General features: G+C 64.4%; 8 protein-coding genes. 4 read left to right on the top strand and 4 right to left on the bottom strand.

From position 1 onward, the window contains the following. Positions 1–5 precede the first annotated feature (5 nt). From ACVWZ4_RS08065 to ACVWZ4_RS08055, 3 genes are all read left to right on the top strand, one after another. Positions 6–2,453 (top strand): penicillin acylase family protein, encoded by a 2,448-nt coding sequence (locus ACVWZ4_RS08065; protein WP_456740043.1) that lies wholly within the window; start codon positions 6–8, stop codon positions 2,451–2,453. A gap of 33 nt (positions 2,454–2,486) precedes the next feature. Beyond that, entirely contained in the window at positions 2,487–3,080 is a 594-nt protein-coding gene (locus tag ACVWZ4_RS08060) for a GNAT family N-acetyltransferase (RefSeq protein WP_456701157.1), read from the top strand. 280 nt (positions 3,081–3,360) lie between these two features. Next, positions 3,361–3,990 (top strand): glutathione S-transferase family protein, encoded by a 630-nt coding sequence (locus ACVWZ4_RS08055; protein WP_456740042.1) that lies wholly within the window; start codon positions 3,361–3,363, stop codon positions 3,988–3,990. A 16-nt stretch (positions 3,991–4,006) separates the two neighbouring features. Here the strand turns inward: ACVWZ4_RS08055 and ACVWZ4_RS08050 are convergent, their stop codons facing one another. The 3 genes from ACVWZ4_RS08050 to metF form a co-directional block, all read right to left on the bottom strand. Further along, a complete protein-coding gene (locus tag ACVWZ4_RS08050; RefSeq protein ID WP_456701159.1) occupies positions 4,007–4,573 on the bottom strand; it encodes a YbhB/YbcL family Raf kinase inhibitor-like protein in 567 nt (188 codons plus the stop codon). A gap of 281 nt (positions 4,574–4,854) precedes the next feature. Continuing rightward, on the bottom strand, positions 4,855–8,721 hold the full coding sequence (gene metH / locus ACVWZ4_RS08045; protein ID WP_456701160.1) for a methionine synthase: 3,867 nt from the start codon (positions 8,719–8,721) through the stop codon (positions 4,855–4,857). Between the two features lie 6 nt (positions 8,722–8,727). After that, a complete protein-coding gene (gene metF, locus ACVWZ4_RS08040) occupies positions 8,728–9,645 on the bottom strand; it encodes a methylenetetrahydrofolate reductase [NAD(P)H] (protein ID WP_456701161.1) in 918 nt (305 codons plus the stop codon). A gap of 389 nt (positions 9,646–10,034) precedes the next feature. Between metF and ACVWZ4_RS08035 the strand changes: the two genes are divergently transcribed. Beyond that, positions 10,035–11,051, top strand: coding sequence for an LLM class flavin-dependent oxidoreductase (locus ACVWZ4_RS08035; RefSeq protein WP_456701162.1), 1,017 nt, complete (start codon positions 10,035–10,037; stop codon positions 11,049–11,051). Between the two features lie 37 nt (positions 11,052–11,088). Here ACVWZ4_RS08035 and ACVWZ4_RS08030 read toward each other — a convergent pair whose 3' ends face one another. Next, a complete protein-coding gene (locus ACVWZ4_RS08030; RefSeq protein WP_456701163.1) occupies positions 11,089–11,949 on the bottom strand; it encodes a prephenate dehydratase in 861 nt (286 codons plus the stop codon). Between the last annotated feature and the right edge of the window lie 11 nt (positions 11,950–11,960).

The raw sequence follows: 11,960 nt of genomic DNA, 5'->3' as shown, positions 1-11,960 counted from the left end.
AGAGAATGAACACGGATTTCAACCGGGTCATCCAAAAGTTCGGCATCGCGGCGATCTCCGCCGCGCTGCTCACGTCCACCGTCATCGCGCGCGAACAACCGAACCCGCTGCTCAGCGCGCGCCAGGTCAAGACCGACGTCGAGGGCCTCGACGCGCCCGGCCAGATCCTGGTCGATGTCTGGGGCATCCCGCACATCTATGCCGGAAACGAGCACGACCTGTTCTTCCTGCAGGGCTTCAACGCCGCGCGGGACCGGCTCTGGCAGATCGATCTCTGGCGCAAGCGCGGCCTCGGCCTGCTCGCGAAGGATTTCGGCCAGGCCTATGTCGAGCAGGACAAGGCGCTGCGGCTGTTTCTCTATCGCGGCGACATGAAGGCGGAATGGACCTCCTACGGTCCCAAGGCGAAGACCTATGCGGACGCGTTCGTCGCCGGCATCAACGCCTATGTCGCCGACGTGCGCGCGGGCAAGCGCCCGCTGCCGATCGAGTTCAGGATCGCCGGCACCATGCCCGACACCTGGACGGCAGACGATGTCGTTCGCATTCGCAGCCACGGCCTGACGCGCAACGTCTCCTCCGAGGTCAAGCGCTCGCTGGTCGCTTGCGCCGCCGGCCTCGATGCCGATCGTTTCCGCGTGAAGCTGGAGCCGGCCTGGACGACGAAGGTGCCTGACGGCCTCGATCCCTGCGCCGTGCCGAAGGCCGTGCTCGCGGCCTACGATCTCGCGACGCGCCCCGTCGCCTTTGCCGCGCCCAAGGACCAGAAGGCGGCGCTCGCGCACGATCCCGACAAATATCTCACCGAGGCCGACCAGCAGCGCGACACCATCGGCTCCAACAATTGGGTGATCGCGGCCTCGCGCACCGCGACGGGCCGCCCGATCCTCGCCAATGATCCGCATCGCGAGCACAGCGTGCCCTCGCTGCGCTATATCGTCGGACTCAATGCACCCGGTCTCTCCGTGATCGGCGCCGGCGAGCCCGCGCTCCCAGGCATCTCGATCGGCCACAACGGCACCATCGCCTTCGGCCTCACCATCTTCAACGTCGACCAGGAAGATCTCTACGTCTACGAACTCAATCCGCAAGATCCCAACCAGTATCGCTATGGCAATGGCTGGGAGGACATGCGCATCGTTCACGAGACGGAGGAGGTGAAGGGCGAGGGCAATCGCGAGATTGAGCTGAAATTCACGCGCCACGGGCCCGTGATCTTCGTCGACGAGGACAAGAAGCACGCCTTTGCCGTGCGTTCGATCTGGTTCGAGCCGGGCACCTCGGCCTATTTCGGCTCGTCGGACTACATGACCGCAAAGGACTGGAGCGGTTTCCTCGCCGCCATGCGGCGCTGGGGCGCCCCGTCGGAGAACCAGGTCTATGCCGACACCAGGGGCAATATCGGGTGGGTCGCTGCCGGCAAGACGCCGCGCCGCCTCAATTTCGACGGCCTGATGCCGGTGCCCGGCGATGGCCGCTATGAATGGCAGGGATTTCTCTCGCTGGACGAGCTGCCGAAATCCTATCAGCCGAAGCAGGGCTATTTCGCCACCGCCAACCACATGAACCTGCCGGCCGATTATCCGGTCAACGAGCGCAGGGTCGGCTTCGAATGGTCCGACAGCGCGCGCTGGCAGCGCATCACCGAGGTGCTCGCGGCCAACAACAAGGTGACGCTCGCCGACGCCATGGATCTGCAGAACGACGACACCGCCATGATGGGACGGCGGCTGGTCAAGCTGTTGCAGCCCCTCACCTCTGACGATGCCAAGGTGAGGCAGGGTCTCGATCTGTTGAAGCGCTGGGATGCGCGCGACGCCGCCGACAGCGCCGCGGCGGCCGTGTTCGAGGTCTGGATCGCCAATCATCTCGGACCGGTGCTGTTGAAGATCACGGCGCCCAAGGCCGCCGGCCTGATCGCGCCTGAGGCCTCCAGCATTTCGGCGCTCGTGGCCGCGCTGGAATCTCCGGATGCATCGTTTGGCGCCGATCCCGCTGTGACGCGCGACCAGATCCTGCGCGACAGCCTCGGTGCGGCGGTGGCCGATGTCATCAGCAAGCTCGGCCCTGATCCCTCCACCTGGCGCTGGGGCCGCCTGCATGTCGCACAGTTCGACCACGCGCTGATACCGCTCGCCGACAAGGCCACCGCGACGCAGATGTCTGTCGGTCCGCTCGCCTTCGGTGGCGCGGGCAACGTGCCGCGCGCCGCCACCTATCGCCGCTCGGATTACCGGCTCCTGTCGGGCGCCTCGTTCCGCATGGTGCTCGACGTCGGCAATTGGGACGCCAGCCGCACCATCAACACGCCAGGGCAATCCGGCGATCCCTTCAGCGGCCACTACCGCGACCTCGCGCCGCTGTGGGCGACGGGGCAATACGTGCCGCTGCTCTACAGCCGCAGCGCAGTGGAGGCTGCGACCGCGGAGGCAATCACGCTGACGCCGAGGTGACGTCGCGCTGACCTAAACTGAACGAGCCATTCCATGATCCTCCGCGACGGCTATTCCGACATCCCCGCCGGCAAGATCGCCGCAGTCGTCACGCATCTTGAGATGACCGCACCGCCCCCGCGCCGCGACGATCCGCCCGGCAAATGGTTGCTGCGCAGGGTCGAAGCGCCCGCACTTGCCTGGTACCGCGATCTCTTCCGGCGCGTCGGTGAGAACTGGCTGTGGTTCTCACGAGCCCGCATGAACGACACCGAGCTTGCCGCGATCATCCACGCTGCAGGTATCGAGATCTACGCCCTCGTCGTTGACGGCCGCGAGGAAGGCATGCTCGAGCTGGATTTCCACGAACCGGGCCAATGCGAGCTGGTCTATTTCGGCGTCACCGACAGCTTGATCGGCACCGGCGCCGGCCGCTTCCTGATGAACCGCGCACTGGAGCGTGCATGGTCAAACGGCGTGCATCGCGTCTGGGTCCACACCTGCACGTTCGATCATCCCTCGGCCGTCGCCTTCTATCAGCGCTCGGGATTTCGTCCGTTCCGACGGCAGGTCGAGGTCGCGGATGATCCGCGCCTCGACGGAACGGCACCGCGTGATGCGGCGAAGCACGTGCCGATCATCGAATAGCATGCGGGCCCCGCGGCCATTTATGGACGTTGTCGTCCTCTGCCAACCGCTCGCGGCAAAGGTCCGCGCCGGACGGCGTTGAAGTGAGTCGGCGCAGTCGCGGCAGATGAATCCCCCGTGCCGCCAGTTCATGAGGGCGTCGCAGAACATGGTCTCGTCATCCGTTCGACGGTTGTCGGCGAAGAACCGGCAGGCGATATTGCGAGCGACGTCTTAAACCAATCGAGCGGTTCTGGCGTGGGCAGGCGGGTCAGGCCCCGAGAATAACAAGAGGTGCACCATGTTCCTGGTAGGCCAATATGATTCCCCCTTCGTCCGCCGCGTCGCGATTGCGCTGCGGCTTTACGGGATCACCTTCGAGCACAAGCCGTGGTCGACCTTCGGCGATGCCGACAAGATCGCGCCGTACAATCCGCTGCGCCGCGTGCCGACGCTGGTGTGTGATGATGGCGAGGCGCTGATCGAGAGCACGATCATTCTGGACTATCTCGACGAGCTTGTCGGTGCCGACAAGGCGATGCTGCCGCGAAGCGGCGCTGAGCGTCGCCGGCACCTGCGCATCTGCGCACTCGCGACCGGCCTCGGCGACAAGGCGGTCAGCCTGCTCTACGAGCGGGTGCTGCGGAAGGAGCAGCTCGCGCTGTGGGTCGAGCGCTGCCAGGCACAGATCGGCGACGTGCTGAAGGTACTGGAAGCCGAGCGCGCCAAGGTGAAGACGCCGTACTGGCTGGGGGACCGCATCGGCCACGCCGATGTCGCGGTCGCCTGCGTCGTGCGCTTCACCCGCGAGGCGCACCCACAGCTCTTCGATCCCGCACGCTATCCGGCGCTTGCGGCCCATGCCGAGCGCTGCGAGGCGCTGGCGCCGTTCAAGGAGATCGTCCAACCGCTCGCCCCGCCGAAAGCGTGAGCGTCGCCAGGTCACCTCATCGGCCGTAGAGACCGGTCAGTGTCGCTTTCGCAAGCGTGTGAAAGTGCAGATCGAAACCAACCAGCGCTGCCGACGCCGAATGATCCTTGGCGTCCGGTAGTTTTGCGACATCTACGGCGAAGACGGTGATCTGATAGTGATGCGGCTTGTCGCCGGTCGGTGGGCACGGTCCGCCATAGCCATCGCTGCCGAAGTCGGTGCGGCTCTGGACCGCTCCCTTCGGCAGCAAGTTCTTCTTCGGATCGCCTGCCCCCTTTGGAAGCGAAGCGACGGAAGCTGGAACATTGAAAACGACCCAATGCCACCAGCCGCTGCCGGTCGGCGCGTCAGGATCATACATCGTCACGGCGAAGCTCTTGGTGCCTGCCGGTGCACCGCTCCAGCTCAAGGCCGGCGAAACGTTGTTGCCCGTACAGCCGAATCCCTTGAATACCTGCTCGTTGGCGATCGTTGCGCCTTCGGCGATGTCCGGGCTGGTCAACGCGAGGCTCTGCGCACCAGCTTCGCCTGCAGAAAGCAGGAACGCGCACGATGCCAGCCATGAGAACGCAAACCTTGTCATGGAGACTCCCTTCGCAGAAGCATTCAAAACACCGGAAGGTAGCGCCCAAGGAACGATGTTTCAATCGGCCTGCCCCGTTGCTTTCGATGCTGCGGCGCAATCGGGCGCTGCGAGGCACTGGCACCGTTCAAGAAGATCGTCCAGCCTCTCGCTCTGCCGCAGGGGTGAATGCACATCCGCTGTGATGTTGCGTTGCGCTACTTGCAGCATCATTCCCACGATAGATCACGCGGTATGGGTCATGGCTTTCGCCAGGACGACACCGGATGTGCGGCAAGAGCCTAACCCGCCCCGACGCGCTTTTTCTGCCAGGCCAGATGCACGGCGCAGGTGCAGCCGGGGGGGTGCGCGGCGAGGTCGTTGGACGTGACGTCGTTCGCCGGTGTAGCCGCGAACGAGGCATTCACGTCCCTGGCGGCCGAAGTCTGTTGCGCCGGGATGTAGTTGAGGATCGGCGCCAGCCAGCGTTCGACCTCGGAGACGCTCATCTCCTTGCGCGCGGCATAGTCCTCGACCTGGTCGCGTTCGATCTTGCCGACGCCGAAATAATAGCTCTCGGGGTTCGCGAAATAGAGCCCGGATACGCTGCTGCCCGGCCACATCGCAAAGCTCTCGGTCAGCTTCACGCCGGCGGTCGCTTCCGCATCCAGCAGCGCGAACAGCGTCGCCTTTTCGGTGTGATCGGGCTGCGCGGGATAACCGGGCGCCGGGCGGATGCCCTGATATTTTTCCAGGATCAGATCCTCGTTCGATAGCGTCTCGTCAGGCGCGTAGGCCCAGAACTCGCGGCGGACGCGGGCATGCATGCGCTCGGCAAAGGCTTCGGCGAGGCGGTCGGCCAGCGCCTTGCACAGGATCGAGGAGTAATCGTCATTGGCCATCTTGAAGCGCTCCGCGACCGCGTCCTCGCCGATCCCGGCGGTGACGACGAAGCCGCCGACATAGTCGGGCACGCCCGCAGGCGCGACGAAGTCGGCCAGCGCCGCGTTGAAACGCCCCTCGCGCTTTTCGAGCTGTTGGCGCAGCGTGTGCAGCGTCGCGACCTTCTTGGTGCGGCTCTCATCGGCATAGAGCACGATGTCGTCGCCATCAGCGTTCGCCGGCCAGAAGCCGACGGTGGCGCGCGCCCGGAACCATTTCTCCTTCACGATGCTGTCGAGCATCCTGCGCGCATCGTCGTAGAGCGAGCGCGCGACTTCGCCGACCTTGGCATCGTCGAGGATGGCGGGGAAGCGCCCGGCGAGCTCCCAGGTCTGGAAGAATGGCGTCCAGTCGATATAGGGCACCAGCTCGGCGAGGTCGTAGTCGTCGAAGCTCTTGGTGCCGAGGAAGGTCGGCTTCACCGGCTTGCTGGCGGCGAAGTCGACCGGCACGCGGTTCTTGCGCGCGTCGGCCAATTTCAGCCGCTTCTTGTCGGCCTGCGCACGCAGATGCGCCTCGGAGATCTTGGCGTATTCGGCGCGCACCTCGGCAGCATAGGCCTCGCGCTTCTCAGGCGAGAGCAGCGAGGAGGCCACGCCGACCGCGCGGCTGGCGTCGTTGACGTGGACGACGGGGCCGGCGCGATAGCTCGGATCGATCTTCACGGCCGTATGCACGCGGCTCGTGGTGGCGCCGCCGATCAGCAGCGGCAGCTTCAGGCCCTCGCGCTGCAGCTCGCCGGCGAAAAACGCCATCTCGTCGAGCGAGGGCGTGATCAGGCCCGAGAGACCCACGATGTCGGCGTTCTCAGCCTTCACCGTCTCGACGATCTTGGATGCCGGCACCATCACGCCGAGGTCGATGACTTCGTAATTGTTGCACTGGAGCACGATGCCGACGATGTTCTTGCCGATGTCGTGTACGTCGCCCTTGACGGTCGCGAGCACGATCTTGCCGGCGGAGGAGGAGCCTTCGGCGCCGATGCCGTTGGCGAGATTGCGCGCCTTCTCCTCTTCCATGAACGGCATCAGCCAGGCCACCGCCTGCTTCATCACGCGCGCCGATTTCACCACCTGCGGCAGGAACATCTTGCCGTCGCCGAAGAGATCGCCGACCACGTTCATGCCGGCCATCAGCGGTCCCTCGATCACGTCGAGCGGGCGTGACGCGTTCTTGCGGGCTTCCTCGGTATCCTGCTCGATGAACTCGGTGATGCCATGCACCAGCGAGTGCGACAGCCGCTTCTCCACCGGCCATTCGCGCCAGGCGAGATCGGCTTCCTTGGCCTCGGTCTTCTTTCCGCGGAATTTCTCGGCCAGTGCCAGGAGGCGCTCGGACGCGCCCGCGTCGCGGTTGAGGATGACGTCCTCGCAGACCTGGCGCAATTCAGGGTCGATGTCGTCATAGACGATCATCTGCCCGGCATTGACGATGCCCATGTCCATCCCGGCCTTGATGGCGTGATACAGGAACACCGAGTGCATCGCCTCGCGCACCGGCTCGTTGCCGCGGAACGAGAACGACAGGTTCGAGACGCCGCCAGAGATGTGCGCGCCCGGCAGGTTCTGCCGGATCCAGCGCGTCGCCTCGATGAAGTCGACGCCGTAGTTGTTGTGCTCCTCGATGCCGGTCGCGATCGCGAAGATATTGGGATCGAAGATGATGTCCTCGGGCGGGAAGCCGACCTTGTTCACCAGGATGTCGTAGGCACGCTTGCAGATATCGGTCTTGCGCGCGAACGTGTCGGCCTGGCCGACTTCGTCGAACGCCATCACCACGACAGCCGCGCCATGGCGGCGGGCGATTTTTGCTTCGTGGATGAACTTCGCTTCGCCTTCCTTCATCGAGATCGAATTGACCACCGGCTTGCCCTGCACGCATTTCAAGCCGGCCTCGATCACCGAGAACTTCGAGGAGTCGACCATCACAGGAACGCGGGCGATGTCTGGTTCGGCGGCGACGAGGTTCAGGAACGTCACCATCGCGGCCTCCGAATCCAGAAGACCCTCGTCCATGTTGACGTCGATGATCTGCGCGCCGTTCTCGACCTGGTCGCGCGCCACCTGGAGCGCGGCGGTGTAGTCGCCGGCGGTGATCAGCTTACGGAAGCGGGCGGAGCCGGTGACGTTTGTTCGCTCGCCGACGTTGACGAACGGAATCGCATCCGTCAGCACGAAGGGCTCGAGGCCGGAAAGCCTTAAGCGTGGCGCGATCTCGGGAACGATCCGCGGCTTGTGCGGGGCGACGGCGTGAGCAATCGCCGCGATATGATCTGGCGTGGTGCCGCAGCAGCCTCCGACGATGTTGACGAGGCCGTCGCGCGCGAATTCGCCGACCAGGCGGGCCATGTAGTCCGGCGTTTCGTCATACTGGCCGAATTCGTTGGGCAGACCGGCGTTCGGATAGGCGCAGACCAGCGTGTCTGCGACGCGGCCGATGTCGGCGATATGCGCGCGCAAATCTTCCGCACCGAGCGCGCAGTTGAAGCCGATGGTAACGGGCTTGGCGTGCCGCACCGAATTCCAGAACGCCTCCGGCATCTGGCCCGAGAGCAGGCGGCCGGACTTGTCGGTGATGGTGCCCGACACCATCACGGGCATGTCGATGCCGAGTTCTTCGGTGATCTCGGCGATGGCGTAGAGCGCCGCCTTGGCGTTGAGCGTATCGAAGATCGTCTCGACCAGTAGCAGGTCGACGCCGCCGTCGATCAGGCCGCGGATCTGCTCGCCATAGGACTTGCGCAAATCGTCGAAGGTGACGGCGCGGTAGCCGGGATTGGCCACATCAGGCGAGATTGAGGCGGTACGGTTGGTCGGCCCGATGGCACCCGCAACGAAGCGCGGCTTGCCGTCTTCGGCGGCGACGCGCCGGGCGGCATTGCCGGCAAGGCGGGCACCATCGCGCGCCATTTCATACACAATGTCGGTGAGGTCGTAATCGGCCTGCGCGATTGAAGTGGTCGAGAAGGTATTGGTCGCCACGATGTCGGCGCCGGCGCGCAAATACGCGGCGTGGATGTCCTCGATCGCCTGCGGCTGGGTCAGGATCAGGAGATCGTTGTTGCCGCGCAGGTCGCGATGAAAGTTCTTGAAGCGCGTGCCGCGGAAGGCGGCCTCGTCGAACTGCAGGTTCTGAATCATCGTGCCCATGGCGCCGTCGAGCACGAGGATGCGCTCGCGCGCGGCGTTGATGAGGGCGGTTCGTTTCGGCGAGGTGGATACAGACATGGTGCTTTAAGCCGCCTTCTGCGTGCTCTTGGCGCGAATGCCGAGCAAATGGCTGATTGCGAACACGAGATCGGCGCGGTTCATGGTGTAGAAATGGAAGGTGTCGACGCCGTGTTTTGCCAGTTTCTGCACCTGGCCGGCTGCCACCGTGGCGGCGACGAGCTTGCGGGTCTCGGCGTCGTCGTCGAGGCCTTCGAATTTCGCGGCGAACCAGTCCGGCACGGTGGTGCCGGCGCGCGTGACGAAATTGCGGGCCTGCTTGAAATTGTGCATGGGCATGATGCCCGGCACGATCGGGATGTTGATGCCTCGCGCATGGACGCGGTCGAGATAGCGGAAGTAGAGGTCGTTGTCGAAGAACACCTGGGTGATCGCGCGCGTCGCGCCGGCATCGACTTTTGCCTTGAGCGTATCGATGTCGGCGTCAAAGTCCCGCGCTTCGGGGTGCTTCTCGGGATAAGCAGAGACACTCACTTCGATGTCGGCATGCCGCTTCTTGATCCCGGCGACAAGCGCATCCGACGTCTGATAGCCGTCGGGATGGCTCGCATAGGGCGTGCCGATCCCGCCTGGGGGATCGCCGCGCAGGCCGACGATGTGGCGGACGCCGACCTCGTGATAGCGGTCGACGATCTCGTCGATTTCGCCGCGCGAGGCCCCGACGCAGGTCAGGTGCGCCGCCGGCAGCAGCGCGGTCTCCTTGAGGATGCGGGAGATGGTGGAGTGGGTGCGTTCGCGAGTCGAGCCGCCGGCGCCGTAGGTCACCGAGACGAATTTCGGATCGAGGGGCGCGAGCCGGTTGATGGTCTCCCAGAGATTCCGCTCCATATCTTCGGTCTTGGGCGGAAAGAATTCGAACGAGATCGCAGGCCGCTTCACGGCGAGGTGCCCGTCGGCTGCCGCAGGCGTCGTCAAGTCGGTCATGGCACCACTCACTCCAGGGCTCAGCCAGGTATCTGGCGGCCGGGTCAAGCTTGGGAGGGGTAACATAGAGCAATGCGGCTGGGCTCAACAGCCCATCGCATATGGGAAATTGCCCACTTCCTGCGAATGTATCCCTGAAATTGGCGTTTCTGACGGTGTGAGTGGGATAATGAGAAGTTCTATTTATCGCATTAATATCAGTCGTTTATATATGAGCAGGGTGATTTTTGCAGCCAGGTTTGGCGGTGGGCATGGTGAATTCTGTGTTGCAAGCCTAGTGCTTGGCCCAACGGAACGGCAATTCCGGGCGTCCGCCTCCCGGCCGCACACGCCAGATCTGCGCTATGCACCCGTTGTCGCCGCGCCGCCCTCCACTACGTTAGCGCGCGATGATCCCGCTCTCAGTCCTCGACCTCTCGGTCGTCACCACGGCCACGAAGCCCGCTGCGGCGCTGCGCAACAGCATTGACCTGGCGCGCCATGTCGATGGGCTCGGCTATGTTCGCTATTGGCTTGCCGAGCACCACAACCTCGCTTCAGTCGCGAGCCCCGCGCCCGACGTGATGATTGGGCAGATCGCGGCGGTGACGAAGCACATCCGCGTTGGCTCCGGCGGCGTGATGCTGCCCAACCACGCGCCGCTGGTGGTGGCGGAGCGATTCAAGATGCTGGAGGCCTTGTTTCCCGGCCGTATTGATCTTGGCCTGGGCCGCGCGCCAGGCACGGATGGGGCCACGGCCTATGCACTGCGCAGCCGGCTCGACCGGCGCGAGGGCGATGATTTTCTGGAGCGGCTGCACGAATTGATCCTGTGGGAGACGCGCGAATTCCCCGCAGGCCATCCCTATCACAACGTCGTCGCGATGCCTGACGACACCCCGCTGCCGCCGATCTGGCTGCTCGGCTCCAGCGATTATTCCTCTGAGCTTGCAGCCCAGGTCGGCATGGGCTTCGCCTTCGCGCACCATTTTGCATCCCACGATGCCATCGATGCGATGGTGCATTATCGTAACCGCTTCCAGCCCTCGGCCTGGCGCGCGACACCGCATGCGATCCTCGCCGTTGCCGTCATTGTCGCCGATACCGACGAGGAGGCGGAGAAGCTCGCGGCATCGTTCGATCTCAATCGCCTGCGCCGCGACCGTGGACAATATCTGCCACTGCCGAGCGTCGAGGAGGCGCTGGCCTATCCTTATACGGATTCCGAGCGCGTCTCGATTGCGCGTAACCGCTCGCGCCTGTTCGTCGGCAGCCCCGCGACGGTGCAGAAGAAGCTTCGGCCGCTGATGGATGCGAGCAAGCCGGACGAATTGATGGTGATCACCGCCGTGTACGACCACGAGGCGCGCAAGAGGTCGTATTCGCTGTTGGCGCAGGCGTTCGGGCTGACGAAGCAGGCAGCATGAGCCGCTGTTACCCTCCCCCTCCAGGGAGGGTGGCAGATCAATCCTGCAGCGTCTCGCTGAAGGTCGCGCGGAACGGGTGGCCCGGATAGACGCCGACGATGCGGAATTCGCGCGAGAAGAATTTCAGCTCCTCGATCGCAAACGCGAGACCCTTGTCTTCAGGGTGGCCGTCGACATCGGCGTAAAACTGCGTGGCGAAGAAATTCCCGTCGACCATGTAGCTTTCGAGCTTGGTCATGTTCACGCCATTGGTGGCAAAGCCGCCGAGCGCCTTGTAGAGCGCGGCCGGCAAGTTGCGCACCCGGAAGACGAATGTGGTGACCAGCGGGCCCGAACCCTGCGTGGCCCATTTCGGCTCGCGCGCCAGCACGACGAAGCGGGTGGTGTTGTGGGCCTCGTCCTCGATGTCCTCGGCGAGAATGTCGAGGCCGTAAATCTTCGCGGCGAGGCGCGAGGCGATCGCAGCGACAGTCTTGTCCTTGCGCTCGGAAATGTCACGGGCGCTACCGGCCGTATCCGCATGCACGATGGGCTTGATGCCGAGCTTCCGAATGACGCGCCGGCACTGGCCGAGCGCATGCACATGGCTCTCGACACTCTTGATGTCGGAAATATTGGTGCCCTTGACCGCCATCAGCTGATGGCGGACCGGCAAGAACCATTCACCGATGATGAAGAGGCCGGAGGCCGGCAGCAGATGGTGGATGTCCGCGACGCGGCCCGCGACCGAATTTTCGATCGGGATCATGCCGAGATCGGCCTCGCCCGAGGAGATCGCCGACAGCGCGTCCTCGAAGGTGGCGCAGGGCATCGGCTCCGCGTCGGGATAGGCTTCGACGATGGCGATGTGGGAATTGGCGCCAGGTTCGCCCTGGAATGCGATCTTCATCTTGCTCATGGCGGGCCTTG

The organism is Bradyrhizobium sp. USDA 4472, from assembly GCF_054058595.1.
Note: the sequence above shows the minus strand (reverse complement) of the source record. Positions and strands in the feature narration are given on the sequence as shown.

Bases quoted from the DNA above. Each gene is read 5' to 3' on its own strand.
- metH (WP_456701160.1), bottom strand. From the start codon at position 8,721: ATGTCTGTATCCACCTCGCCGAAACGAACCGCCCTCATCAACGCCGCG.
- metF (WP_456701161.1), bottom strand. From the start codon at position 9,645: ATGACCGACTTGACGACGCCTGCGGCAGCCGACGGGCACCTCGCCGTG.
- ACVWZ4_RS08065 (WP_456740043.1), top strand. From the start codon at position 6: ATGAACACGGATTTCAACCGGGTCATCCAAAAGTTCGGCATCGCGGCG.
- ACVWZ4_RS08055 (WP_456740042.1), top strand. From the start codon at position 3,361: ATGTTCCTGGTAGGCCAATATGATTCCCCCTTCGTCCGCCGCGTCGCG.
- ACVWZ4_RS08050 (WP_456701159.1), bottom strand. From the start codon at position 4,573: ATGACAAGGTTTGCGTTCTCATGGCTGGCATCGTGCGCGTTCCTGCTT.
- ACVWZ4_RS08035 (WP_456701162.1), top strand. From the start codon at position 10,035: ATGATCCCGCTCTCAGTCCTCGACCTCTCGGTCGTCACCACGGCCACG.
- ACVWZ4_RS08060 (WP_456701157.1), top strand. From the start codon at position 2,487: ATGATCCTCCGCGACGGCTATTCCGACATCCCCGCCGGCAAGATCGCC.
- ACVWZ4_RS08030 (WP_456701163.1), bottom strand. From the start codon at position 11,949: ATGAGCAAGATGAAGATCGCATTCCAGGGCGAACCTGGCGCCAATTCC.